This is a genomic window from Streptomyces marokkonensis (genome assembly GCF_008312835.1).
GTDB lineage: Bacteria > Actinomycetota > Actinomycetes > Streptomycetales > Streptomycetaceae > Streptomyces > Streptomyces marokkonensis_A.
In genome coordinates this window covers 26,278-50,610 of sequence record NZ_VSKS01000022.1, presented here as the reverse complement: position 1 = coordinate 50,610, position 24,333 = coordinate 26,278, and the positions used below count along the sequence as shown (strand labels likewise).

Genomic DNA, 24,333 nt, shown 5'->3' with positions numbered 1-24,333 from the left:
CCCGCACCGACCGCGTCCCTACAGGAAGGCACGTTCCATGGCGAAGACCGGTGACCCCGCACGCGCCACGACCGGACCCGCGCTGAGCACCCTGGACTTCGCCCTGGACCGCGGAAGTCCGGTGCCGCTGTACTACCAGCTCGCCCAGCAGCTCGAGGCGGCGATCGAGCACGGCGTCCTCGCCCCCGGCAACCTCCTCGGCAACGAGGTCGACCTCTCCGTGCGACTCGGCCTGTCCCGCCCCACCGTCCGCCAGGCCATCCAGTCCCTCGTCGACAAGGGACTCCTGGTCCGGCGGCGCGGGGTGGGCACCCAGGTGGTGCACAGCCAGGTCAGACGCCCCCTGGAGCTGAGCAGCCTGTACGACGACCTGGAGGCGGCCGGCCAGGGCCCGACCACGCAGGTGGTCCGCAACGAGACGGTCCCGGCCCCCGGCGACGTGGCCGCCGCGCTCGGTCTGGCGGAGGGTGCCGAGGTCGTCCTCCTGGAACGCCTGCGCCGCACCCACGGCCAGCCGGTCGCCCTGCTGTGCAACTACCTCCCGGCGGACCTGCTGGTCCTGGACACCGCCCGTCTGGAGTCGACCGGCCTCTACCGGATGCTGCGCTCGGCCGGCGTCACCCTGCACAGCGCCCGCCAGACCGTCGGCGCCCGCTCGGCCACGGCGCAGGAGGCCGCCCGCCTCGACGAGAGGGAGGGCGCCGCCCTGCTCACCATGCAGCGCACGGCCTACGACGACACGGGCCGGCCGGTGGAGTACGGCACCCACATCTACCGCGCGTCCCGGTACTCGTTCGACTTCCAGCTGCTGGTCAGGTCCTGAGGTCCGCGCTGAACGGGGTGACCGGGCGCGGCAGCCGCTCGCCGTCCACCGCGAGGTCGACCACCTCGTTGAAGAAGGCCAGGCGACCCTTGATCGCGGCCACCGCGGGCAGCGGATCGGGATAGCTCCACACGATGTCCGGCGGCACGGCGCCCGCACCGCGCCAGGACCAGTACTCGCGCGCCGTGCCCTTGTACGGGCACCGGGTGCTGTGCTCCGTCGGGTCGAAGAGGTCCAGGCGCACGTCCTCGCGCGGGAGGTAGTAGCGGATCGGCAGGGACGTCTCGAAGAGCAGGACCGGTGCGCGGGTCTCGGCGACGACCGTGCCGCCGATCTCCACCCGGACGTGGCGGCTGCTCGGCATGGCGTCCACCCGCTTGTACGGGTCGCGGGGGTGGACGAAGATCTCCTCGTCCTCCTCGTACCAGTGGTCGAGTCCGGTGCCGGTGCGCCCGAACCACGCGAAGGCGATGTGCCCGGACAGGTCCTCGCCGGGGAAGGTCCAGGCGGCGCTCGGGCGCGGGTCGCCGCCGGCGACGAGGTCGTAGAAGACCGCCAGGCCGGTGTGCCCGTCCGCGGGCGGGTGCCGGGCGGGACGGAGGAGGTCCGTGCGCACCTCCTCGCGGGGGAAGGCGTACTGCGGGACGGGCAGCCCGGGCTCCCAGACGAGCACCGGGTGGCGGCTGTCGACGACGGTGACGTCGCCCCGGACACCGCGCACCCAGCGCTCGCTGGGCTCCCACAGCAGGCCTTCGGGGGTCGCCCGCAGGGCACGGGCGGCGGGGTGGGTGGTCATGGCGGGGGCTCCCTCGGTGCGTCCGGGTACCCTTCCCACGGTCCCACCGGCCGGCGCGGATGTCCCAGTGCGCCGCGTCCAGCCGGGCCCGCTGCTCCGGGGAGAGTTCGAGGTCCACCACCGCCAGGTTCTCCGGGGGCGCGGATGGCTGTGCTGGTCTTGAAGGGCGCCGAAGGCCTCGGCCGTCTCCCGCCGGGGGACGGTGTGGTCGTCGATGTGCGCGTCCCGCAGGTCCAGCCGCTCCAGGTCGGGCGAGCGGGACCGTGTCCTGGCAGACGAGCCCAGTGGAGGGGGAACCAGGTGGAGCGGGAAGGCGGCGGTGCGGGGCGGACGGCGGTGCCGTGGGGCCGGCGGGCGTGGGCGCGGGGGCGGGTGCTCGCCGGGTGCGCGGTGCTGACGGCGGGGCTGCTGGCGTTCCCCGGGGCGGTGCCCGGCTCGCCGGGCCGGCTGGGCAGCCTGCTGGACACGTTCCTGCCGTGGCTCGGCCTGGTGATCGTCCTGCTGACCGGCCTGGCCCTGCTGCGCCGTTCGGCCGTCGCCCTGCTGGCCCTGCTCCTGCCCACGGCCGTCTGGACACATCTCTTCGCCGGACTGCTGCTGCCCGGCACGGCTTCCGGCCCGCACGGCCTGGTGGTGGTGCAGCACAACGTCAGCGACGAGAACACCGACCCGGCGGGCACGGCCGGGTCCCTGGCCGCCGCAGGGCCCGACCTCATCGCGCTGCAGGAGCTGGTGCCTCCCGCGCTGCCGGTCTACGTCAGGACGCTCGCCGAGGACTACCCGTACCACGCCGTGAGGGGCACCGTCGGCCTGTGGTCGAAGCATCCGCTCACCGGCGCCCGTCCGCTGGACATCAGACCCCGCGACGTCACGGAGCCGTGGAGCCGCGGGCTGCGGGCCGTGGTGCACACCCCGTACGGCGAGGTCTCGGCGTACGTCGCGCACCTGCCCTCGATCCGTTTCGGGGCGAGCGGCCTGGCCTCCTCCCGGCGCGACGAGAGCGCCGGCCTGCTGGGCAGTGCCCTGGCCGCCGAGCGGCTGGACCGGGTGATCCTGCTGGGCGACCTCAACGGCACGGTCGACGACCGCGGGCTGGCCCCGCTGACCTCACGGACGGACGGGGCGCGGCGGGGCTTCGCCTTCAGCTACCCGGCGGGCCTGCCGCTGGTGCGGATCGACCAGGTCATGGCGCGCTCGGCGCGCGTCGACCACATCCGCGCCCTGCCCGCCACCGGCAGCGACCACCTGCCGGTGGCGGCCCGGGTCACCCTGCTCTGACGCCGGCGAAGGGGCCCTCCATGGCGGCCCACTGGAGCAGCATGATGGTCCTGGCGTGCGAGGTGCCGTCGGCGTGCTGGAGGTCGAAAGGTCGTGATGCGCTCCACTTACCAGTGGCTGGACAGCAGTTCACGTCCCGGACCTTGACGCGCGGGTTGCCGGTGAGGTCACGGCCGGTCCGGTCGAGTCCCGTGCGGCCCCGGCGGTCCGGGGTGTCGACGCCGGCGGTCATCGCCGAACTCAGGCGCATGTTGACGCAGATCCGGCGAGGGAAGTTGTGAGCGACGGAGCGTCACGAAGGGGACATCTCGTGGGGTGCACACCTCGGTGGCTGAAGGCATCCTCAGGGGAGGAGGACGGCATCCTGGAACTGGACGCCGACGCGCTCTCCGACTCGGGCAGTTGGCCGCAGGCCGTGCGCGAGGCTCTCGGGACGGCCCAGCCAGTACGGGCTGCCGCGGGAGGCCGCCATGTTCCACCCGAGTGCGCACGGCGCTCCCTTCACGGTCGTCTCCGACCAATCGGGGAACCGGTACTGGAGGCTGGGCCGGCACGATGCCCAGTTGAAGTGAACTCGTCGCTGATCGCGTTCCTCGACGCCCTCGCCGCGTGGGACCACCGGTGCGAGCACGTCGACGACTTCGACGACCTCGAGCCGGAGGACGACGAGGACGACGAGGACCCGTCGGAGGCAGCCCGGATCGCCTTCGGGCTGGAGATCAGGGACCGCCTGCGGGAGCTCGACCCGCCGGCGTTCGAGATGGACACCGGGTGGGACCACGTCCAGGGGACTCCGGAAACGATCAAGGGCCCCGTCCACGTGAGGTGAACAAGGCCCTGACCCGGGCTCTGAGCCCTTACCGCACCGTCGGGACGACAGGATTTGAACCTGCGACCCCTTGACCCCCAGTCAAGTGCGCTACCAAGCTGCGCCACGTCCCGGTGTGCTTACGCGCGGTGAACCGCGTGATCACGCGACCCTTACTTTACCCCACACCCGCGCCCGCGCCGAAGCGGACCCGGACTTGGGACAATCGGCGTATGGGCAGCATGGACAGCACTTCCCCGGACCGGACGGCCGCCGCGCGAGACCGGGACACCGAGGGGCGGGCGCGCAACGCGCGGCCCCGGGACGGGCTCGGGCGGCCCCTGCCGTACGGCGCGGAGGGGGTGCCGCGGCAGCCCGAGGGGGTCGTGCGGCAGCCGGAGGAGAGCGTCGCGGAGGCGCAGCGGCTGCTGGACGAGGGGAAACCGTTCCACGCGCACGAGGTCTTCGAGGACGCCTGGAAGTCGGGGCCGGAGGAGGAGCGGGAGCTGTGGCGGGGGCTGGCCCAGCTCGCCGTGGGCCTCACGCACGCCGCGCGGGGGAACGTCACCGGCGGGGCGCGGCTGCTGCGGCGCGGGTCCGGCGCCGTGGAGGAGTGGGCCGCGGGGGCGGCCCCCCGGCCGCACGGAATCGATCTTCCCGGTGTGGTCGCCTGGGCCCGGGGGCTGGCGGCGGAGGTGGAGCGGGGCGGCGGCGTACCGGTGGACGCGGGGGCGCGGGCGCCCCGGCTGCGGGGGGTCCGCTGACGGGGAGACCGGACGCGGTGCACGGGCCGCCGGCGGTGTGCGGCAGACTCGGGGCGTGCGAAAGATTCATGTCATCGGTATCGGCGCGGGCGACCCCGACCAGCTGACCCTGCAGGCGGTCAAGGCGCTGCGGAGCACGGACGCGTTCTTCATTCTGGACAAGGGGGAGGCGAAGGCGGACCTGACCCGGCTGCGCCGGGACATGCTGGACGCGCACGTGCCGGGGGGTGCCTACCGCGTCGTGGAGGCGCGTGACCCGGAGCGGGACCGCACGGCCGGCGGCTCGGCCTACTCCCCCGCCGTCGGGGACTGGCGCAGCGCCCGTGCGGACATCTACGAACGGCTGATCGCGCGGGAGCTGCGGGAGGACGAGACGGGCGCCTTCCTGGTGTGGGGCGACCCGTCGCTGTACGACAGCACGCTGGGGATCCTCGAAGAGGTCCTGGAGCGGGGAGCCGTCTCCTTCACGTACGACGTCGTGCCGGGCATCAGCAGTGTGTCGGCGCTCGTGGCCCGGCACCGGACGGGGCTCAACCGTGTCGCCCGTCCGGTCCAGATCACCACGGGCCGACGGCTCGCCGAGGGCTTCCCGGAGGGCGTGGACGACGTGGTGGTGATGCTGGACGCCCACCAGACCTTCCGTGCGTACGCCGACCAGGACGTCGACATCTACTGGGGCGCCTACATCGGCACCCCGGACGAGATCCTCGTCTCCGGTCCCCTCGCGGAGGCCGCTCCCCGTATCGAGCGGCTGCGCGCGGAGGCCCGGGAGCGCAAGGGCTGGATCATGGACACGTACCTGCTGCGCCGCGGAACGGGCGAGGGCTGAGCCCGGCGGTCAGTGCGGGCGGAGGGCGTCGAGGCGGCGCAGGGCCGCCGGTACGTCGTCGACGGCGGCGACTCCGTCCGGCGGGGGCGGGCGTCGCACGACGACGACCGGGAGGCCGAGGTCGCGGGCCGCGGTGAGTTTGGCGGAGGTCGCCGCTCCCCCGCTGTCCTTCGTCACCAGCACGTCGATGCGGTGTTCGCGCAGGAGGGCCGTCTCGCCGGCCACGGTGAAGGGGCCGCGGGCCAGCAGGACGTGGGTGTGCGCCGGCAGGGGCGGCCCGGGGGGCTCGACCGACCGCACGACGAAGCGCGTTTCCGTCAGGTGGGCGAAGGCCGCGAGACCCAGGCGGCCCGTCGTGAGGAACACCCGGTGTCCGAGGCGGGGCAGCAGGCCGGCCGCCGCCTCCAGTGACGGGGCCGGGTGCCAGCGGTCCCCGGGGCCCGGCCGCCAGCCGGGACGGCGCAGGACCACCAGGGGTACTCCGGCGGCCGTCGCCGCCCGTGCCGCGTTCGCCGTGATCGTCCCGGCGAACGGGTGCGTCGCGTCCACCATGGCGTCCACGCGCCGCTCGCGCAGCCAGGCGGCGAGTCCCTCCGCCCCGCCGAAGCCGCCGACGCGCAGGTCACCGGCGACGGCGCCCGGGCGGCTCACCCGTCCGGCGAGCGAGGTGGTCACCCGCGTTCCGGGGCATGCGGTCAGTGCGGCGGCCAGTTCGCGTGCCTCGGTGGTGCCGCCGAGGATCAGGACGTGCGGGGACATGCGGCGAGGGTACGGGGCCCGGGCGCCGCGTCCGGCGCCGGTCCGTGCGTCCGTGATCACCATCCGGCCGCACGCACGTGCGCACACGCCCTACGATGACGCCGGGCGACTGAAGGAGTCATGGCCGTGGACTGGAGCGAGCGGGGCTATCACGCCCAGCGCTGGGCGGCGCGGGGGGCGCTGGCCGCCGCCGCGCTCGCGGTGGCGACCCCCTTGGTCTACGGCGGGCTGCGCGGTCTGCTGCTGCTGGTGTGCGGGGTCGCGGGACTGGCGCTCAGCGCCGCCGCCGTGTGGTGGACGCTGACCCTGCGGGGTCCGTTGCGGTGGGTGTCCGCGCTGATCGCCGTGTGCGTGCCGGCCGGTCTGCTCGCCCTGTTCGCGGTGACCCTGTTCTGGGGCCTGCTGATGTCGCTGGTCTTCTGGGGGCTCGCCGTGTGGAGCGGCCGGTTCGCGCTGCGCGGAACGGGCGGCGGGCACGCCCACGCACGGGAGCGGCGGCTGCCGCCGCCCGGGAAGCCGGTGCTGATCATGAATCCCCGCTCGGGCGGCGGCAAGGTCGGCCGGTTCCGGCTGCGGGAGAAGGCCGAGCGGATGGGCGCCCGGGTGGTGGTGCTGGAGCCCGGCAAGCAGCACGACGTGACCGCGCTGGCCCGGGCGGCCGTCGCGGACGGGGCCGATCTGCTGGGCGCCGCCGGTGGCGACGGCACACAGGCGCTGGTCGCGGCCGTGGCCGCCGAGCACGACATCCCGTTCCTGGTCATCAGCGCCGGGACCCGCAACCACTTCGCCCTGGACCTGGGCCTCGACCGGGGGGACCCGGCCGCCTGTCTCGACGCGCTCACGGACGGCGTGGAACTCCGCGTCGACCTGGGGTTCGCGGGTGAGCAGCCGTTCGTGAACAACGCCTCCTTCGGCGCGTACGCGGCGATCGTGCAGAGCCCCGCCTACCGGGACGACAAGATCGGCACCAGCCTGGAGATGCTGCCGGACCTGCTCACGGGTCAGCAGGGGCCCCGGCTGGTCGCCCGTGCGGGGCACACGGTGCTCGTCGCGCCGCAGGCCGTGCTGGTCAGCAACAATCCGTACCGCACCGGTGACCCGTTCGGGCTCGGCCGGCGTGAACGGCTCGACTCCGCCGTGCTCGGGGTCCTCGGGGTCAAGCTGGAGGGCGCCATCAGCGCCGCCGGGCTGCTGCTCAACCCGGATCCGAGCGCGCTCACGGTCCTGACCGCCCCCGAGGTCGTCATCGAGGCGGACCGCGAGGAGATCGAGGCCGGCGTCGACGGGGAGGCCATGGTGCTCCCGGCGCCCGTGCACTGCCGCATCGCGCCGGGCGCGCTCCGTGTCCGTGTCCCGCGCAAGCGGCCCGGCGTCACGCCGTCCCCGCCCCGTCTCGACTGGCGGCGGCTTCGGAAGCTGGCGGCGACGGTCGGCCGTACCGCGGCGCCGAGCCGGCTGCACCGTCCGTCCGCCGCACCCCACGAGCCCCGGCGGCCGGACCGGCCGTCCTCCTCAGCGCACCAGTAGCTGCACGCCTCCCACCACGGTCGCCGCGATCACCAGCTGCTCGAAGAGCCGCTGGTCGATCCTGTTCACGGCCCAGGTGCCGAGCAACGCGCCGGGCACCACGAACAGCACCAGGGCGGCGTCGAGCAGCAGCGAGTCGGCGTCGATGAGACCGAGACCGGCGCTGAAGGGCAGCTTGGAGGTGTTGACGATCAGGAAGAAGAACGCCGAGGTGCCCAGGAAGCCCAGCTTCCGGAAGCCCGCGGAGAGCAGGTACAGCGACATCACCGGGCCGCCCGCGTTGGCGACCATGGTGGTGAAGCCGCCGAGGACGCCGTAGGAGCGGGCCTTGGCGCGGCCCGCCCGGGTGGCGACCCCGTCGGGCTCCTCCCCGGCCCCGGCCGTGCGCCGCCGCCAGACCGTCACCCCGGCCATCAGCAGCAGGATCGCCCCGATCGAGGTCCGTACCACACCGTCGTCGGCCCACATCAGGAACACGGTGCCGACGACGACGCCCGCGGCGACCGCCGGGAACAGCCGCCACAGCGTCGGCCAGTGGGCGTGCCGCCGGTAGACGAGGACGGCGAGCACGTCACCGGCGATCAGGATGGGCAGCAGGACGCCGGTGGAGGCGCGGGCGGGCAGGACGGCGGCGAAGATCGCGAGACTGACCGTGTTGGCCCCGCTGACGGCGGTCTTGGAGAAGCCGACGAGCAGGGCGGCGAAGGCGAGCGCGGCGAATTCCCAGCCGTTGAGGTGCCAGAGCGTCATGGTGTTCATTGCGGAGACCGATGCTATGTGCAAGCAAAGGGCGCCCGTAAGGACCGTCTCGGCTGGTGGCTCCCGACGGCGGTGGTCAGTGCCGCTCGACCAGCAGCGCGCTCCCCTGCCCCACGCCCACGCACATCGTCGCCAGTCCGCGTGCGGCGCCGGTGCGGCGCATGCGGTGGAGCAGGGTGGTGAGGATGCGGGCCCCGGAGCAGCCCAGCGGGTGACCGAGGGCGATCGCGCCGCCGCTCGGGTTGACCAGGCCGGGGTCGATGCCGAGCTGGTCCACGCAGGCGAGCGCCTGGGCCGCGAACGCCTCGTTGAACTCGGCCTCCTGGAGGTCGTCGACGGTCCAGCCGACGCGGGAGAGCACCTTGCGTGTGGCGGGGACCGGGCCGATGCCCATGACGTCCGGGTGGACGCCCGCGGAGGCACCGGCGGCATAGCGGCCGAGCGACTCCAGTCCCAGGTCGTTCAGGGCCTCCTCGCTGACCAGGAGCAGGCCGGCCGCGCCGTCGTTCATCGGGGACGCGTTGCCCGCGGTCACCGATCCGCCCGCGCGGAAGACGGGCTTCAGCCGGGCCAGCTTCCCGACCGAGGTGTCCTCGCGGATGCACTCGTCGGCGTCGACGACCACCCCGTCCGGGCGGGTCACGGGCAGGAGCTCGTCGTCGAAGTGGCCGTGTCTGCGGGCGTCGGCGGCGCGTTGGTGGCTGCGCAGGGCGAACTCGTCCTGCCGTTCGCGCGGGATGCCGTACCGGGTGGCGACCTCCTCGGCCGTCTCCCCCATGGCGAGCAGACCGTGCAGGTCCTTCATCGCGGGGTTGACCAGCCGCCAGCCCAGGCGGGTGTCGGCGGTCTCCATGCGGTGCGGGAGGGCCTCGTCGGGGCGGGGCAGCACGAAGGGGGCGCGGCTCATCGACTCGGAGCCGCCCGCGATCACGATGTCGGCCTCGCCGGCCGCGATGGTGCGGGCGGCGGTGGTGACGGCCTCAAGTCCGGAGGCGCACAGCCGGTTGACGGTGGCGCCCGGCACGGACTCGGGGAGCCCGGCGAGCAGGGCGGCCATGCGGGCCACGTTGCGGTTGTCCTCGCCGGCCTGGTTGGCCGCGCCCCAGTAGACGTCGTCGACGCGGGCCGGGTCCAGCGCGGGCACGTCGGTCACCAGGCCGCGGATCACGGTGGCGGCGAGGTCGTCGGGCCGCACGCCGGAGAGGGCTCCGCGCAGCTTGCCGATGGGGGTGCGGCGGGCGGCCGCGAAATGGACGGGACGCACGACTGGACTCCTGACCCGGTGCCGGTCGTGAGGCCGTGACCGGCGAGACTGCTCGTAATTAGCACTGCTAGTTTTCGACTATAGACCGGCGGACGGCGTCCTGGGAAGATCCCGGCCGCGCCCGCCCCCGCGTGTTTGCCCCGGAGGGCCACGGGCACCCGCGCGTCCATGAAGTGTTCGCGGGGCGCGGCCTGCGCCGGTGAACTCGACAGCTGTCCCACCTCGGGTGTCCGGGGCGGCAGCGGCGAGGACGGGCGCGGGGCCCCGCTCCGCGGAACCACGCACGAAGCGAGAAGGAGGAGCGGCACTTCATGACCGTCGTGAGGAGCACCCTGCCCGACGAGGCCCGCCGGGTTTCCTGCGATGCCCTGCAGGACACCCTGGTGGACCTGCTCGGGCTGTCACTGATCGGGAAGCAGGCGCACTGGAACGTCGTGGGACCGCGGTTCCGTTCCGTGCACCTCCAGCTGGACGAGGTCGTCTCGGTCACGCGCACCCAGGCCGACACGGTGGCGGAACGGGCGGCGGCGCTCGGCGTGCCGCCGGACGGCCGTCCGGAGACCATCGCCAAGGTCTTCGCGCTGCCGGCTCCCAAGGAGGGCTGGCTGCGCGACTCGCAGGCCGTGCAGGTGATGACGGAGGCGCTCGGCGCGGCGGTCACACGGCTGCGCGAGCGCATCGACGCCACCGAGAAGGCCGATCCGGTCACCCAGGACCTGCTGATCTCGATCACCGCGGAACTGGAGAAGCAGCGCTGGATGTTCGAGGCGGAGAACTACCCCGGCGACTCCTGACGGCCGCGGCACCCGGAAGCACACGCACGTAAGGGGCACATCATGAGCGACGCCCTCGAGATGGACGCGCTGTGGAACGACTTCCACCGTGTGGTGAACATGACCTCGGCGGAGCTGGCGGCCTGGCTGCGGGTGAGCGACGCCGGCGAGACGACGGAGCCGCTGCCCGACCGGGCGGGCCCGGAGACCGGGCAGCACGTCCTCGCCATCCTGCAGAAGCGCCGCACCGACCTCACCGAGGACGACCTGCGCGTGATGGAGGAGGTCGTGGACACCGTCACCGCCCAGACCGACCTGGAGAACGAGCCCGTGGCGGAGGACACGCCCCGTCGGCACCGCCTGATGACGCTCGGCCACGATCCCCTCAGGGCCTGACCGTGTCCGGCCGGGACGAGGAGCGGTCGGTGGTGCGCGCCCTCCTCGACACGCACGGCGAGACGTACGCGGCGGAGGCCGGCATCAGGCTCCGGGACACGCCGCAACCGCTGTACCGGCTGCTGGTGCTGGCCCATCTCCTGAGCGCCCGGATCAAGGGGTCGATCGCCGTGGCCTCCGCCCGTGCCCTGCACGAGGCGGGGCTGCGCGATCCCCGCCGCATGGCCGGGGCCGGCCGGCAGGAACGGGTGGACGCGCTCGGCCGGGGCGGCTACCGGCGCTACGACGAGCGCACCGCGACCCAACTGGGCGACGCCGCCCGGCTCCTGAACGAACGCTGGGGTGGCGATCTGCGCCGGCTGCGCGCGGAGGCGGACGGTGATGTCGGTGAACTGCGGCGCCTGCTCCAGGAGTTCCCTGGCATCGGTCCCGCCGGCGCCGACATCTTCCTGCGCGAGGTCCAGCACGTCTGGCCGGAGGCCGCCCCGTACCTGGACGGCAAGGCCCTGCAGGGAGCGCGGCGGCTGGAGCTGCCGCAGGACCCGGAACGTCTCCTCGGCCTCGCGGGACGCGCCCGACCGGCCGTGCTCGCGGCCGCGTTGGTGCGTGCCGCGATCGACAGGGACGTCGCCGCGGATGCCCTGAACCGGGCCGCCTCCGAGTGAGATCCGGACCGACGGCACTCCCCTCCCCGTTCACGGGACACCGTGAACAGCGCGGTGCACAATGGCCGAGGCGGTCCGAACGGGCCGCATGAGCAAGGGAAGAGGGAGAAGACGTGGGGGAGAGCCACACCCCGCCGAGCGGCTCGGCGAGGCTGGACACCGGTGTGGCGCACAACGCGCGCGTGTGGAACCACTGGATCGGCGGCAAGGACAACTACGAGGTCGACCAGCGGGTCGGCGACCACGTCGCCTCGATCATCCCCGTCATCCGGGACATCGCCCGCGCCGACCGGGACTTCCTGGGCCGGGCGGTGACGTATCTGACCCGTGAGCGCGGAGTGCGGCAGTTCCTCGACATAGGCACCGGGCTGCCGACCGCGGACAACACCCACGAGATCGCCCAGCGCATCGCGCCGGACGCACGGATCGTGTACGTCGACAACGACCCGATCGTGCTGGCGCACGCCCGCACCCTGCTCACCGGCAGCAGGGAGGGGGCCACCGACTACATCGACGCCGACGTGCACGATCCGGACGCGATCGTGGCACGCGCCGCCGAGACGCTCGACACGACCAGGCCCGTCGCGGTGATGATGCTCGGCATCCTGAACTTCGTGCTCGACACCGGCCAGGCCCGTGACATCGTGCGCCGGATCATGACGGCGGTGCCCTCGGGGAGCTTCCTGGTCCTCACGCACCCCACCTCCGACCCCGAGGTCGGCGGCGAGATGCAGGTCCCCGCCATGGAGTTCTGGAACGAGAACGCCACTCCCCCGATCACCGCACGCGGCGCCGCGGACATCACCGCGTTCTTCGAGGGCCTCGAACTGGTCGAGCCCGGCCTGGTGTCCTGCACGCGGTGGCGCGCCCCGTCCGACTCCGACGTCCTGGTGCCGCAGTACGGCGCGGTGGCCGTGAAGCCTTGACCGCTGAAAGTATGATCAAGCAATGTCTGACATGACCGAAACCACGCCGGGCTGGCTGTCCTCCGACGACCTGGAGATGGCGCGCGCCCAGATGCCGATCCTGTACGTCGAGGCCGTCCCCGTGCGGGTCGACGACAGCGGCGAAGTCACCAGTGTCGGTCTGCTGCTGCGCATCGGGCCCGACGGAACGGTCAGCCGGACTCTGGTCTCAGGACGGGTGCTGCACCACGAACGCGTCCGTGACGCCCTGCTGCGCCACCTGGAGAAGGACCTCGGCCCGGTGGCACTCCCCCGCGTCCCCGCGTCGCTCCAGCCGTTCACCGTCGCGGAGTACTTCCCCACCCAGGGCGTCACCGCCTTCCACGACCCTCGTCAGCACGCGGTGTCCCTGGCGTACATCGTGCCCGTGACGGGCGACTGCCGGCCCCGCCAGGACGCGCTCGACCTGGTGTGGTTCAGCCCGCAGGAAGCCGTGTCGCCGGCGGTGCAGAGCGAGATGCCGGGCGGGCACGGGGTGTTGCTGAAGCAGGCGCTGGCGCACGCGGGCTGTGTGATCTGACGGAGAGCCTCAGCTCTCCGGGTGGGTGAGGTTGCTGCCCGTCGACGGGTCGAAGACATGGGCCTTGCCCATGTCGACCCGGAGCTCGACGGGTGCGCCCTCGCGGGCGCGGGTGGCGGCGTCGAGCCGGGCCACGATCTGCTGGTCCGTCCCGGCTCCGGTGTCGCGCAGCCCCGAGTCCATGGCCAGTTCCTCCAGTTCGGCAGAGGTCACCGGCCCGCCCTCGGCGCTGAAGTAGACGTACGCGTCCGAGCCCAGGGACTCCAGTACGTCCACGGTGGCGGTGATGACGGGCCCGCCCGTGTCGCGTGCCAGGCTCGCGTCCTCGAAGGCTTCGGGACGCAGGCCCAGGATGACCTCCCGGGGCGCCTTCCGCTGCTCCAGTGCCCGGCGCGCGCCGTCGTCGAGCGGCAGGTCGCCCAGCGGGGTACGCAGGTTGCCCGCGGACAGGGAGGCGTTGAGGAAGTTCATCGCCGGGGAGCCGATGAAGCCGGCGACGAACAGGTTGCGCGGCATGCCGTAGAGCTCGGCCGGGGTGCCGACCTGCTGGACCAGGCCCTGACGCATCACGACGACCCGGTCGCCGAGGGTCATCGCCTCGGTCTGGTCGTGGGTGACGTACACCGTGGTGGTGCCCAGGCGGCGCTGCAGACGGGAGATCTGGGTGCGCATCTGCACGCGCAGCTTGGCGTCCAGGTTGGACAGCGGTTCGTCCATCAGGAACGCCTTGGGGTCGCGGACGATCGCCCGGCCCATCGCCACCCGCTGGCGCTGTCCGCCGGAGAGGTTGGCGGGTTTGCGGTCCAGGAACTCGCTCAGGTCGAGCACCCGGGCGGCCTCCTCGACCTTGCTGTCGACGGTGGCCTTGTCCACCTTCGCCAGCCGCAGCGGGAAGCCCATGTTCTCCCGCACGCTCATGTGCGGGTACAGGGCGTAGCTCTGGAACACCATGGCGACGTCCCGCTCCTTGGGGGCGAGGTCGTTGACGACCCGGCCGCCGATGCGCAGGGTGCCCTCGGTGATGTCCTCCAGGCCGGCGATCATGTTCAGGGTGGTGGACTTGCCGCAGCCCGACGGGCCGACCAGGATCACGAACTCGCCGTCGGCGATGTCGAGGTCCACGTCCCGCACGGCGAGGGATCCGTCGGGATAGCGCTTGGTGACTTTCTCGAGGACGATCTCGGCCATGGCTGGTGCCTCCTTGCCTTCACGCTCATCCCTTGACCGCGCCGGAGGTGAGTCCGGCGACGATCCGCCGCTGGAAGAGCAGGACGAAGATGATGATCGGGACTGTGATCACCACGGCTGCGGCGGCGATCGACCCGGTGGGCTGCTGGAACTGCGAGCTGCCGGTGAAGAACGCGATCGCGGCGGGCACCGTGCGCGCGGACTCGGTGGAGGTCAGCGAGATCGCGAACAGGAAGTCGTTCCAGCAGAAGATGAACACGAGGATGGCCGTGGTGAACACGCCGGGCGCGGCCAGCGGCACGATGACCAGACGGAAGGCCTGGGCGGGACTGGCCCCGTCCACCTTGGCGGCCTTCTCCAGGTCCCAGGGGATCTCCCGGAAGAACGCCGACAGGGTGTAGATCGCCAGCGGCAGCGAGAACGTCATGTACGGGATGATCAGCCCGGGCCAGGTGTCGAAGATCCCGATGATCCGCTCGATGTTGAACAGCGGGGACACCAGCGAGATCGGCGGGAACATCGCGATGAGCAGCGACATGCCGATGAGGACCTGTTTGCCGGGGAACCGCAGCCGGGCCACCGCGTAGGCGGCCATGGTGCCGAGGATCACCGCGATCACGGTGGCGATGAGGGCGATGCCGATCGAGTTGATCAGCGCCCGGGTGAACTCGGAGGTCTGGAAGATGCCCCGGTAGTTCTCGAGGGTCCAGTCCCGGGGGATGTAGTTGCCGTCGGTGAGGGTGCCCGGGTCCTTGAACGACAGTGCGGCGATCCACCACACCGGGAACAGGGCGTACAGCACCACCACGACGTTGACGACGCCCCATCGGGTGGCGTGGGTCTTGCCCGCGGCGGCCATCAGCGCTTCACCTCCGCGCCGGGTGCGGCGGCGCCGAACAACTTGACGAAGGTGAAGGCGATGATCCCGACGCAGATGAAGATCAGGACCGAGATCGCCGACCCGATGCCCAGGTTCAGCGCGGTGAACAGGTTGTCGTAGCCGAGGATGGACAGGGATCCGGTGCCGTGGGCGCCCGCGGTCAGGACGTAGATGTTGTCGAAGATCCTGAAGGCGTCCAGGGTGCGGAAGAGCAGGGCGACCAGGATGGCCGGTTTCATCAGCGGCACCATGACCTTGGTGAACCGCTGCCAGGGGGTGGCGCCGTCGACCATGGCCGCCTTCAGGGTCTCCTCGGGGACGAGGGCGAGGCCGGCGAGCAGCAGCAGCGCCATGAACGGGGTGGTCTTCCACACCTCGGCGAGGATGATCAGCCACAGCGCGGGCCACTGTTCGGTGAGCGGGGCCTCCCCGCTGGGCAACAGCTCGGCCAGGTAGCCGAGTTCGGGGGTCCAGGCGTACTGCCAGGAGAAGGCGGCGACGACGGTGACGATGCCGTACGGGATGAGGACCGCGGTGCGCACCGTGCCGCGCAGGAAGAGCGTACGGTGCATCACCATGGCGAGGCCCATGCCGAGGACGAGTTCGACGGCCACGGACACGGCGGTGACGAACAGCGTGACCCAGAAGGCGTCCCACCAGAACGGCGAGGTGAGCACGGCCCCGTAGTTGTTCAGGCCCACGAACTCGGCCCGGGCCGGGAAGCGCAGGTCGTAGCGCTGGAGGGACAGGTAGACCGCGTAGCCGATGGGATAGGCGGTCACGGCGACCATGACGAGGACGGCCGGTGCGCACAGCAGCCAGCCCAGCCGGCGTTCCTGTCTGGCCCCGGCGGAGAGCGCCTTCCCGGCCCGCGCCTTGTCCTTCGTCGGCTCTGCCATGGTGCTCACGGGATCACGCCCTCGGATCGCAGGGCCTGGTCGATCTGTTCCCCGATGGTGCCGACCGCGCTCTCGGGCTCGATGGCCGACGGCGGGGACAGGGTGTGGGATACGGCGATCGACACGTTCTGGTAGGCGGGGGTGAGCGGCCGTACGCTCGCCGACTCCAGGGAGGACAGGACCTCCTTGGAGAAGGGGTACTCCTTCATGAAAGACGGCTCGTCGTACAGGGCGCGCAGGGTGGGCGGCAGTCCGCCCTCGAGCGCGGCGGTGAGCTGGTTCTCCCGGTTGCGCAGGCACAGGGCCGCCTCGAAGGCCAGGTCGGGGTGGCGGGAGTAGGCGCTGACGGCGAGGTCGATGCCGCCGATGGTGGGCCGGGCCGGACGGTCGGCGTCGACCCGGGGGTAGGGCGCCCAGCGGAAGTCCTTGAACAGCTGCGGGTTGTTCGACCTCATCGACGGATAGACGAAGGGGTAGTTGACCTCGAAGGCCGCCACGCCCGACTCCATGGCCAGGCGGTTCTGGTCCTCCATCTGGTTGGGCAGGGAGGGGTCGGCCGCCGGGGAGTTCGCGAGGTCGCGCATGATCGAGGCGGCCCGTACGGCGGGCGGGCCGAGCGAGGGCTCGGTGACGTCCGGGTTGAGGATGGAGCCGCCCGCGCTGTTGATCAGGGAGTTGAACCAGACGGTCAGGCCCTCGTACTGGGCGCCCTGGATCTCCACGTAGTGCGGTTTGCCCTGCCGGGCGAGGTCGCGGGACATGCCCAGCATCTCGGACCAGGTCCTGGGCGGGGTGGGCACCAGGTCCTTGCGGTACCACAGGAGCTGGATGTTGGTGTTGTACGGGACGGCGTACAGCTTGCCCTTCCAGGTGGCCGTCTGCAGGGGGACGCGCAGCGTGCCCTCGGTGGCCCGGCGCTTCGTCTCGCCGGTCCACTCCCGGATCCAGCGCGCCTCGGCGAATTCGGCGGCCCAGGTGACGTCGAGACCCAGGATGTCGAGGGAGTCGTCCTCGGCGGCGAGCCTGCGCACCAGCTGCTGGCGCTGGCCGTCCGCGGCCCGGGGCAGCTTGTTGTAGCTGATCCGGTAGCGGCCGCCGGACGCCCGGCTGCACCGGTCGGCGGCCTGCTGCAGGGCACCGGAGTCGTCCGGGAAGTTGTACCAGTTGAGGGTGGGGCGGGAGGTGTCCTCGTCGCCGCAGGCGGCGAGCGTCGATGCCAGCAGGGTCAGCGCGGCCAGCGCCCGCGTCCTTCGCGGTCCTCCGGTACGTCCGCGCCTCGCGTGCACGCGCTCCACACCTCGCTCCCGGGATCGCGGCGCGGGTGTCGGAGCCCGCGGCGGTGCCTACCCGGGGAACGTTAAACAGTACATAGGGTGACATCAAGGACATATGCGGACGATTCGTCCACATATCCGCAGAAACGACGAAGAGGCCGTCTCGGGTGTCCCCGATACGGCCTCCGACCTGCTCCTCGGCAAGTCGGGACGACAGGATTTGAACCTGCGACCCCTTGACCCCCAGTCAAGTGCGCTACCAAGCTGCGCCACGTCCCGTTGCCCGTCTGACCTGGGGATTCCCCCGGCCGAACGCGCACGGAAACCATACCGCACTCGGGGCGGTGATCGCGCACTCGTTTACCGGCGGGGACGGCTTGACCTCAAGTCAGGTCGAGGTTGCACGATCGGCGTATGACGATCATCGAGGAGCGCACGCGTACCTACGGATACACGGATCTGCCGGCCCTGATGGGGCTGATGACCGGCGACGAGAAGCACGGTCCGGCCGCGACCTCCACGCTGGACGTGCTGTGGGTGCTGTACGACCGGGTGCTGCGGGTCGGGCCGGAGCGGGCGGACGACCCCGGACGGGACCGGTTCCTGCTGTCGAAGGGGCACGGGCCCATGGCGTACTACGCCGTGCTGGCCGCCAGGGGATTCGTGCCGGTGGACTGGCTGCCGGGGTTCGGCTCGTACGACTCTCCGCTCGGCCACCACCCCGACCGCGTGCTCGTGCCGGGGGCGGAGATCGGCAGCGGGTCGCTGGGGCACGGCCTGCCGATCGCGGTCGGCACGGCGCTGGGGCTGCGCGCCCAGGGGCTCGACGAGCCGCGGGTGTGGACGCTGATCGGGGACGCCGAGCTGGACGAGGGCAGCAACCACGAGGCGATCGCCTTCGCCGGTCCCGCCGGCCTGGAACGGCTGCACACCGTCGTCGTCGACAACTCCTCCGCCTCCTGGGCCCGGCCGGGCGGGATCGCGGCGCGCTTCGAGGCGGCCGGCTGGTCCGCGCTCACGGTCGACGGCCGCGACCACGAGGCGCTGTACGCCGCGTTCACCGCACCGCATCCGGGCAGGCCGCACGCGGTCGTGGCCCGGGTCGAGCCGAAGAACGCGTGAACCTCCCCCCCTGTCGTTCTCCTCAAGGAAGGGACCGATCCCCGTGGACACCATGCGTGATCGTTTCGCCCCCGTCGTCACCCGGCTGCTGGACGAGGATCCGCGGGTCGCTGTGGTCCTCGCCGAGATCGGCGTGGACGGTTTCGCCGAGGCACGGCACAGGCATCCGGACCGGGTCGTCAACGTCGGCATCCGGGAACAGCTGCTGGTCGGTGCGGCGGCCGGAATGGCGCTGACCGGGCTGCGGCCCGTCGTGCACACCTTCGCGAGCTTCCTGGTCGAGCGGCCGTTCGAGCAGGTGAAGCTGGATCTCGGGCACCAGGGTGTCGGGGCGGTGCTCGTGAGTGCCGCCGCGTCCTTCGACTGGCCGGCGGGCGGGTACACCCACATGGCCCCGGGTGACGTGGCGCTGCTGGACACCCTGGACGGCTGGACCGTGCATGTGCCGGGGCATCCGGACGAGGCTGAGACGCTGCTGCGGCACGCGGTGGCCGCCGGTGACGACAAGGTGTACGTGCGGCTGTCGCTCCAGTCCAACACGCGGGCCCGGCCCGTGGACGGCGAGCGCCTGCGCACCGTCCGGGAGGGCCGCTCCGGCGTCGTGGTCGCCGTCGGGCCGGTGCTGGACGCCGTGCTCGACGCGACGGAGGGCCTGGACGTCACCGTGCTGTACGCCACCACCGTCCGCCCCTTCGACGCGGCCGGCCTGCGCCGTGCCACGGCGGCGGCCGGGACGGACGTCGTGCTCGTGGAGCCGTACCTGGCGGGTACGTCGACGGCCGCGGCGAACGACGCGCTGGCCGATGTGCCGCACCGGGTGCTGGGGCTGGGCGTGGGGCGGGCCGAGCTGCGCCGGTACGGGCGGATCGACGAGCATGTCGCCGCGCACGGTCTGGACGCCCGGTCGCTGCGGGCGCGCATCGGCGGGTTCGTCGGTGCGGGCGGGGTGGTGCCCGCGGGCGGGTGACCGCCGGGGCCGGGCCCGGGGCGCGCGTGCGTTCTCAGTCCGCGGGCGGCAGCCCCAGCCGGGGGTGTGCCTCCAGGAGCCGCGACGGGGCCGCCTGGCGCCAGGAGTCGGCGAGGATGTCGTGCAGTTCGCCCTCGTCCTCCAGGGCGGACAGGCGGACCCTGACCCAGGCGAACTGTGCCTCGTGGCCGGCGATCCAGAACTTCTCCGGTTCGGCGAGGGCCAGTTCGTCGCGCTCCTCCTTGGGGCAGCGCACGGCGACGGAGGTCTCGTCCTCGGGCAACGTGGCGAACATCTTCCCCGCGACCCGGAACGTGGGCATGCTCCAGGCGGTCTTCTCCGTCGTGTCCGGCAGGGACAGGGCGATCCGTCGTACGTCTTCGGCATCCGGCATGGCAGGCACCGTAGCGGCCGCCACTGACATCGATGCCGATAGTCAGGTTCCGCCGGTGGCGGGCGGCACGGCAGCCGTGCCCAGGCGCTTGTAGTAGATCGTCGTCGGCCGCAGCATCCCCGCCGGATCCGCCGCGTAGTCGGGGATCGCGCCCACGGGGGTCCAGCCGGACGAACGGTAGAGGTGCTCGGCGGGGCTGCCGGTCTCGGTGTCCAGGTGCAGCAGGGTGATGCCCCGGGCGGCGGCCGCCTCCTCCGCGACGGTCAGCAGCCGACGGCCGAGGCCCCGGCCGCGGGCCCGGCGACGCACCATCAGCTTGACCAGTTCCGCACGGTGGGTGCTGTTGGGCTTGTCGGGCAGGGCGAGGCTCACGGTGCCGAGCACCCGGCCGGGCTCCTCGCACGCCACCCACACGGCGAGCCGGCCCGCGGCAACGGCCGCGGACCGCTGCGCCCACCAGGCGCCGGCCTCCGCGCGGTCGAGCGGGCCGAGGAAGCCGACGGAGGCGCCGCCGTTCACGGTGTCGGTCAGCAGCTCGGCCAACTCATCGGTCAGGCGCAGGATGTGAGCGGCGTCCGGGCGGATGACGTTCACGGCCGTACCACCGCCAGTACGTAGCGCACGTCCCCGGGTCCGGGGCAGTGGAACCGGGTCGGCCCCCAGACGCGCAGTCTGAGGCAGTCGCCGTCGCCGAGGTGATGCACGGTGTTCCCGTCCGTCACGCGGAGCGTCCCTTCCAGGACCCAGATGTGCTGTTCCAGGCCGGGCACGGGCGGCCGGTCGTAGGCGATGTCCGCACCGGCGGCGAGCCGCCCCTCGACGAGTTCGCCGCGCAGTCCGCCGTGCGGCGGGGACACGGACCGGCGGACGAAGCCGGAGGCCCGGTCCTGCCACACCGCCTGGTCGGCGGCGCGCACCACCGGCGCGGGCTCCGTCTCGATCTCGCTGAGCAGCTGGGACATCGTCCGGCCGTAGACGGCGCAGAGGCGGTTGAGCAGGGAGGCGGTGGGGCTGGTCTCCGCCCGCTCGGCCCGGGACAGGGTGGACCGGCTCACCCCGCTGCGCTCCGCCAGCTCCCCGAGGGACCAGCCGTGTCCGGCCCGCAGCTCGGCCAGTCGCGCGCCGAGCCGGACGTCGACGGGATCCGCCGTCCCGGGATCTTCCTGTTTCATATCAGGGATGCTATCCCACATCCGGGATGACGGGAAGGCCTACGCCTGCGCGGCCGCCGCGCTGAGCGCCTCCAGCACCGGCCGGATCAGCGGGTGCTCCTCGGCTCCGCGGCGCACGGCCGCGAAGACCCGGCGGGTCGGCGCCACACCGTCCACCGGGCGGACGACCACGCCCGCGAGGTCCATGCCGCGCAGCGCCGAGCGGGGCACGAGAGCGACACCCACGTCCGCCGACGCCAGGGCGACCACCGCGCGGAAGTCGTCCGAGGAGTGCTCCAGACGAGGCTGGAACCCGGCGCTCTCGCAGGCCAGCACGACCACGTCGTGGCAGGGGTTGCCGGGGTAGGGGCCGATCCAGGGGTCCTTGGCCAGCTCGGCGAGCGGCACCTCGGCGGTGCCGGCCAGCCGGTGGGTGACGGGGACCACCGCGTCGAAGGGCTCCGCGTACAGCGGCAGGTGCGCCAGTCGCGGGTCGCCGGCGGGCGGCGCCCCGCGGTACTCGACCGCCACGGCGACGTCGACCTGACGGTCGAGGACCATCGGCAGGCTGGCGTCGCCCTCGGCGTCCTGCACCCGGATGCGGATGCCGGGCGCCGATTCGGCGAGGCGGGCCACCGCGGGCGCGACGACCTGGGCGATGCCGGTGGCGAAGGCGGCGACCGTGACGGTGCCGGCCTGGCCGGATCCGTAGGCGGCCAGCTCGGCCTCGGCCCGCTCCAGCTGGGCGAGGACGGCGTTGGTGTGGCTGAGCAGGATCTCGCCCGCCGGGGTGAGCCGTACGCCCTTGGCACCGCGCTCCACGAGGCGGTGGCCGGTCTCCTGTTCGAGGGCGGCGAGCTGCTGGGAGACGGCCGAGGGGGTCAGGTAGAGCGCGGCGGCTGCCGCCGTCACCGTGCGGTGGTCGGCCACCGCACGGAGGATGTGGAGCCGCCGCGCCTCGATCATGTATGCGATTGTCTCAAATCGCTCGGTGCGTTCCGCTCAGGCGTCGAGCTCCGCCCGTGCCGCCACGAAGGCGTCCACCACGCGGTTCACGTCGTCCGTGGAGTGCGCCGCGGACAACTGGACGCGGATCCGGGCCTGGCCCTGCGGGACGACCGGGTAGGAGAAGCCGATCACGTACACCCCGCGCTCCAGCAGCAGCTCCGCCATGCGTCCCGCGCGGGCGGCGTCGCCGATCATCACCGGGGCGATGGCGTGGTCGCCGGGGAGGATGTCGAAGCCCTCCTCGGTCATCCGGCGGCGGAACAGGGCGGTGTTCCCGGCCAGCCGGACGCGCAGGTCGTCGGCCGACTCCAGCAGGTCGAGGACCTTCAGCGAGGCGGCGGCGATCACCGGGGCGAGCGTGTTGGAGAACAGGTACGGACGGGAGCGCTGGCGCAGCAGGGCGACGATCTCGGCGCGGGCGGCGACATAGCCGCCGGAGGCGCCGCCGAGCGCCTTGCCGAGGGTACCGGTGATGATGTCGACGCGGTCCATGACGCCGTGCAGCTCGGGGGTGCCGCGCCCGCCGGGGCCGACGAAGCCGACGGCGTGCGAGTCGTCGACCATGACCATGGCGCCGTGCCGGTCGGCGAGGTCGCAGATCTCGTCCAGCGGGGCCACGTAGCCGTCCATGGAGAAGACGCCGTCGGTGACGATCAGCTTGCGGCGTGCGCCGCCCTCGGCCGCCTCCTTGAGCTGGCGCTCCAGGTCGGCCATGTCGCGGTTGGCGTAGCGGAAGCGGCGGGCCTTGGACAGCCGGATGCCGTCGATGATCGACGCGTGGTTCAGGGCGTCGGAGATCACCGCGTCCTCGGGGCCGAGCAGCGTCTCGAAGACACCGCCGTTGGCGTCGAAGCAGGAGGAGTAGAGGATCGTGTCCTCCTGGCCGAGGAAGGCGGACAGCCGCGCCTCCAGCTCCTTGTGCACCTCCTGGGTGCCGCAGATGAAGCGCACGGACGCCATGCCGTAGCCCCAGCGGTCGAGGGCCTCGTGGGCGGCGGCGATCACCTCGGGGTGGTCGGCGAGGCCGAGGTAGTTGTTGGCGCAGAAGTTGAGGACCTCGCCGGGGCGGCCGCCGGCGGTGACGTTCACGGTCGCGGACTGCGGGGTGCCGATGACGCGCTCGGGCTTGTGCAGGCCGGCCGCGCGGATCTCGTCGAGGGTGGCGCGCAGGTCGTCACGGACGGACTCGAACATCGAGGCTCCTAGGAGGTTGAGGGCGAGTGAGCCAAAGGGGCGCGTCCGTGTCGAGGGAGGTGGGGTACCTCCCGCTCGAGCGGAGTCGGGAGTGGGGGAGCGCGGAGGCCCGAAGGGTCGAGCACGGTCGCTTCCCCGACACGGACTTCTGTGCCCCGGCGGCGGACCGGGCCATGATCAATCAGTCCAGTCGAGGATGACCTTGCCGCCCTTGCCGCCGGCCGCGTCCTCGAAGGCGGCCTCGAAGTCGCGGTGGGAGTAGCGGCCGGTGATCACGGGGGCGAGGTCGAGACCGCCCTCCAGCAGGACCGACATGGCGTACCAGGTCTCGAACATCTCGCGGCCGTAGATGCCCTTGATGGTGATCATCGAGGTGACGACGCGGGCCCAGTCGACCGGGAACTCCTCGGCCGGCAGGCCGAGCATCGCGATCCGGCCGCCGTGCGTCATGTTGTCGATCATGTCCCGCATGGCCTCGGGGCGGCCGGACATCTCCAGACCGATGTCGAAGCCCTCGCGCAGGCCGAGGGTGTGCTGCCCGTCGGCGATGGTGGTCCCGGCGACGTTCAGCGCCAGGGTCGCCCCGATCTTGCGGGCGAGTTCCAGGCGCTCCTCGCTGACGTCGGTGATCACGACGTTGCGCGCTCCCGCGTGCCGGGCCACGGCGGCGGCCATCAGACCGATCGGGCCGGCGCCGGTGATCAGGACGTCCTCGCCGACGAGCGGGAAGGACAGGGCGGTGTGCACGGCGTTGCCGAAGGGGTCGAAGATCGCGGCGACGTCGAGGTCGACGGGGACCCGGTGCACCCAGACGTTGGTGGCGGGGAGCACGACGTACTCGGCGAAGGCACCGTCGCGTCCGACGCCGAGGCCGACCGTGGCCCGGCACAGGTGGCGGCGTCCGGCCAGGCAGTTGCGGCACTTGCCGCAGACCAGGTGGCCCTCGCCGCTGACCCGGTCACCGGCCTTGATGTCGGTGACGTCCCCGGCGGTCTCCACGACCTCGCCGACGAACTCGTGCCCGAGGACGAGCGGGGTGCTGATCGTCTGCCGTGCCCAGCCGTCCCAGGACCGGATGTGCAGGTCGGTGCCGCAGATGCCGGTGCGCAGCACCTTGATCAGCACGTCGCCGGGTCCGACGGCGGGCTCCGGGACGTCCACGAGCCACAGCCCGGGCTCCGCCTTCTCCTTGACCAGCGCCTTCAACGGTACGGCTCCTGAGGGTGAGTCCCGGTCCCCGGGCACGCCGGAGTGGCCCCGGTCCGGGAGGAGGAGTGGAATCGCACTGCAATCTGCCGTACGACACCCTCACCGGTCCATCGAGGATTTC

27 protein-coding genes, 2 tRNA genes and 1 pseudogene are annotated in these 24,333 nt (G+C 72.5%); 13 read left to right on the top strand and 17 right to left on the bottom strand.

Annotated elements, in window-relative coordinates; genetic code table 11:
* Positions 1-37: 37 nt before the first annotated feature.
* Positions 38-823 carry a GntR family transcriptional regulator gene (locus tag F1615_RS29535; RefSeq protein ID WP_149552110.1) on the top strand — a complete coding sequence of 262 codons (786 nt, stop codon included), beginning with the start codon at positions 38-40 and terminating at the stop codon, positions 821-823.
* On the opposite strand, the gene F1615_RS29530 is transcribed toward F1615_RS29535, so the two are convergent.
* Positions 813-1,619 carry a DUF427 domain-containing protein gene (locus tag F1615_RS29530; protein ID WP_149552109.1) on the bottom strand — a complete coding sequence of 269 codons (807 nt, stop codon included), beginning with the start codon at positions 1,617-1,619 and terminating at the stop codon, positions 813-815. The genes F1615_RS29535 and F1615_RS29530 overlap by 11 nt on opposite strands.
* A gap of 336 nt (positions 1,620-1,955) precedes the next feature.
* Here F1615_RS29530 and F1615_RS29525 point away from each other — a divergent pair, with 336 nt between their 5' ends.
* Complete coding sequence (locus F1615_RS29525) at positions 1,956-2,897, top strand: endonuclease/exonuclease/phosphatase family protein (RefSeq protein ID WP_244328899.1); 942 nt, start codon at positions 1,956-1,958, stop codon at positions 2,895-2,897.
* Between the two features lie 110 nt (positions 2,898-3,007).
* Here F1615_RS29525 and F1615_RS29520 read toward each other — a convergent pair.
* Positions 3,008-3,129, bottom strand: a pseudogene (locus tag F1615_RS29520) (NUDIX domain-containing protein); the annotation flags it as partial.
* Between the two features lie 336 nt (positions 3,130-3,465).
* Between F1615_RS29520 and F1615_RS29515 the strand changes: the two are divergent.
* Positions 3,466-3,726 carry an SUKH-4 family immunity protein gene (locus F1615_RS29515; protein ID WP_244328894.1) on the top strand — a complete coding sequence of 87 codons (261 nt, stop codon included), beginning with the start codon at positions 3,466-3,468 and terminating at the stop codon, positions 3,724-3,726.
* Between the two features lie 39 nt (positions 3,727-3,765).
* Here F1615_RS29515 and F1615_RS29510 read toward each other — a convergent pair.
* Positions 3,766-3,839, bottom strand: a tRNA-Pro gene (locus F1615_RS29510).
* A gap of 99 nt (positions 3,840-3,938) precedes the next feature.
* Here F1615_RS29510 and F1615_RS29505 point away from each other — a divergent pair.
* Both F1615_RS29505 and cobF read left to right on the top strand, forming a co-directional pair.
* On the top strand, positions 3,939-4,469 hold the full coding sequence (locus tag F1615_RS29505; RefSeq protein WP_149552108.1) for a DUF309 domain-containing protein: 531 nt from the start codon (positions 3,939-3,941) through the stop codon (positions 4,467-4,469).
* A 55-nt stretch (positions 4,470-4,524) separates the two neighbouring features.
* Positions 4,525-5,298 (top strand): precorrin-6A synthase (deacetylating), encoded by a 774-nt coding sequence (gene cobF / locus F1615_RS29500; protein ID WP_149552107.1) that lies wholly within the window; start codon positions 4,525-4,527, stop codon positions 5,296-5,298.
* Positions 5,299-5,307: 9 nt separating this feature from the next.
* Here cobF and F1615_RS29495 read toward each other — a convergent pair whose 3' ends face one another.
* Positions 5,308-6,057, bottom strand: a complete 750-nt coding sequence (locus F1615_RS29495) for a cobalt-precorrin-6A reductase (protein ID WP_149552106.1) — start codon at positions 6,055-6,057, stop codon at positions 5,308-5,310.
* 120 nt (positions 6,058-6,177) lie between these two features.
* Between F1615_RS29495 and F1615_RS29490 the strand changes: the two genes are divergently transcribed.
* Positions 6,178-7,584 carry a diacylglycerol/lipid kinase family protein gene (locus tag F1615_RS29490; protein ID WP_149552105.1) on the top strand — a complete coding sequence of 469 codons (1,407 nt, stop codon included), beginning with the start codon at positions 6,178-6,180 and terminating at the stop codon, positions 7,582-7,584.
* On the opposite strand, the gene F1615_RS29485 is transcribed toward F1615_RS29490, so the two are convergent.
* Positions 7,570-8,343 carry a sulfite exporter TauE/SafE family protein gene (locus F1615_RS29485; protein WP_149552104.1) on the bottom strand — a complete coding sequence of 258 codons (774 nt, stop codon included), beginning with the start codon at positions 8,341-8,343 and terminating at the stop codon, positions 7,570-7,572. The two genes, F1615_RS29490 and F1615_RS29485, sit on opposite strands and share 15 nt — an antisense overlap.
* A gap of 76 nt (positions 8,344-8,419) precedes the next feature.
* Complete coding sequence (locus F1615_RS29480; RefSeq protein WP_149552103.1) at positions 8,420-9,607, bottom strand: thiolase family protein; 1,188 nt, start codon at positions 9,605-9,607, stop codon at positions 8,420-8,422.
* Positions 9,608-9,918: 311 nt separating this feature from the next.
* Here F1615_RS29480 and F1615_RS29475 point away from each other — a divergent pair, with 311 nt between their 5' ends.
* From F1615_RS29475 to F1615_RS29455, 5 genes are all read left to right on the top strand, one after another.
* A complete protein-coding gene (locus F1615_RS29475; RefSeq protein WP_149552102.1) occupies positions 9,919-10,401 on the top strand; it encodes a Dps family protein in 483 nt (160 codons plus the stop codon).
* 42 nt (positions 10,402-10,443) lie between these two features.
* Positions 10,444-10,776 (top strand): DUF3140 domain-containing protein, encoded by a 333-nt coding sequence (locus tag F1615_RS29470; protein ID WP_149552101.1) that lies wholly within the window; start codon positions 10,444-10,446, stop codon positions 10,774-10,776.
* A 2-nt stretch (positions 10,777-10,778) separates the two neighbouring features.
* Positions 10,779-11,441 carry an endonuclease gene (locus F1615_RS29465; protein WP_149552100.1) on the top strand — a complete coding sequence of 221 codons (663 nt, stop codon included), beginning with the start codon at positions 10,779-10,781 and terminating at the stop codon, positions 11,439-11,441.
* Between the two features lie 113 nt (positions 11,442-11,554).
* Positions 11,555-12,367 carry an SAM-dependent methyltransferase gene (locus F1615_RS29460; RefSeq protein ID WP_149552099.1) on the top strand — a complete coding sequence of 271 codons (813 nt, stop codon included), beginning with the start codon at positions 11,555-11,557 and terminating at the stop codon, positions 12,365-12,367.
* A 31-nt stretch (positions 12,368-12,398) separates the two neighbouring features.
* On the top strand, positions 12,399-12,926 hold the full coding sequence (locus F1615_RS29455; protein WP_167533899.1) for an NUDIX hydrolase family protein: 528 nt from the start codon (positions 12,399-12,401) through the stop codon (positions 12,924-12,926).
* 9 nt (positions 12,927-12,935) lie between these two features.
* Here F1615_RS29455 and F1615_RS29450 read toward each other — a convergent pair whose 3' ends face one another.
* The 5 genes from F1615_RS29450 to F1615_RS29430 all read right to left on the bottom strand — a co-directional run bounded on the left by F1615_RS29450 (position 12,936) and on the right by F1615_RS29430 (position 17,446).
* On the bottom strand, positions 12,936-14,114 hold the full coding sequence (locus tag F1615_RS29450; RefSeq protein WP_149552097.1) for an ABC transporter ATP-binding protein: 1,179 nt from the start codon (positions 14,112-14,114) through the stop codon (positions 12,936-12,938).
* A gap of 25 nt (positions 14,115-14,139) precedes the next feature.
* Positions 14,140-14,973: a carbohydrate ABC transporter permease gene (locus F1615_RS29445; RefSeq protein ID WP_149552096.1), complete on the bottom strand. Its 834-nt coding sequence runs from the start codon at positions 14,971-14,973 to the stop codon at positions 14,140-14,142.
* On the bottom strand, positions 14,973-15,893 hold the full coding sequence (locus F1615_RS29440; protein WP_208818440.1) for a carbohydrate ABC transporter permease: 921 nt from the start codon (positions 15,891-15,893) through the stop codon (positions 14,973-14,975). The genes F1615_RS29445 and F1615_RS29440 overlap by 1 nt, the downstream gene beginning before the upstream one ends.
* Before the next feature lie 5 nt (positions 15,894-15,898).
* Positions 15,899-17,179, bottom strand: coding sequence for an ABC transporter substrate-binding protein (locus tag F1615_RS29435; protein ID WP_208818439.1), 1,281 nt, complete (start codon positions 17,177-17,179; stop codon positions 15,899-15,901).
* Positions 17,180-17,372: 193 nt separating this feature from the next.
* Positions 17,373-17,446 (bottom strand) — tRNA-Pro (locus F1615_RS29430).
* A gap of 135 nt (positions 17,447-17,581) precedes the next feature.
* Here F1615_RS29430 and F1615_RS29425 point away from each other — a divergent pair.
* Together F1615_RS29425 and F1615_RS29420 are read left to right on the top strand one after the other, a co-directional pair.
* Positions 17,582-18,289: a transketolase gene (locus tag F1615_RS29425; RefSeq protein WP_149552094.1), complete on the top strand. Its 708-nt coding sequence runs from the start codon at positions 17,582-17,584 to the stop codon at positions 18,287-18,289.
* Positions 18,290-18,332: 43 nt separating this feature from the next.
* Entirely contained in the window at positions 18,333-19,256 is a 924-nt protein-coding gene (locus F1615_RS29420) for a transketolase family protein (protein WP_149552093.1), read from the top strand.
* A 34-nt stretch (positions 19,257-19,290) separates the two neighbouring features.
* Here the strand turns inward: F1615_RS29420 and F1615_RS29415 are convergent, their stop codons facing one another.
* From F1615_RS29415 to tdh, 6 genes are all read right to left on the bottom strand, one after another.
* Entirely contained in the window at positions 19,291-19,650 is a 360-nt protein-coding gene (locus F1615_RS29415; RefSeq protein WP_167533891.1) for an MmcQ/YjbR family DNA-binding protein, read from the bottom strand.
* A 42-nt stretch (positions 19,651-19,692) separates the two neighbouring features.
* Positions 19,693-20,244: a GNAT family N-acetyltransferase gene (locus tag F1615_RS29410; RefSeq protein ID WP_149552092.1), complete on the bottom strand. Its 552-nt coding sequence runs from the start codon at positions 20,242-20,244 to the stop codon at positions 19,693-19,695.
* Positions 20,241-20,822 (bottom strand): helix-turn-helix domain-containing protein, encoded by a 582-nt coding sequence (locus tag F1615_RS29405; RefSeq protein WP_149552091.1) that lies wholly within the window; start codon positions 20,820-20,822, stop codon positions 20,241-20,243. Before F1615_RS29405 ends, F1615_RS29410 begins: the two co-directional genes overlap by 4 nt.
* 39 nt (positions 20,823-20,861) lie before the next feature.
* The gene (locus F1615_RS29400) at positions 20,862-21,767 is read right to left on the bottom strand and encodes a LysR family transcriptional regulator (RefSeq protein ID WP_149552090.1); all 906 of its coding nucleotides are present in this window, start codon (positions 21,765-21,767) and stop codon (positions 20,862-20,864) included.
* A gap of 36 nt (positions 21,768-21,803) precedes the next feature.
* Positions 21,804-23,003: a glycine C-acetyltransferase gene (locus F1615_RS29395; RefSeq protein WP_149552089.1), complete on the bottom strand. Its 1,200-nt coding sequence runs from the start codon at positions 23,001-23,003 to the stop codon at positions 21,804-21,806.
* Positions 23,004-23,180: 177 nt separating this feature from the next.
* Positions 23,181-24,209: an L-threonine 3-dehydrogenase gene (gene tdh, locus F1615_RS29390; protein WP_149552088.1), complete on the bottom strand. Its 1,029-nt coding sequence runs from the start codon at positions 24,207-24,209 to the stop codon at positions 23,181-23,183.
* Positions 24,210-24,333 lie beyond the last annotated feature (124 nt).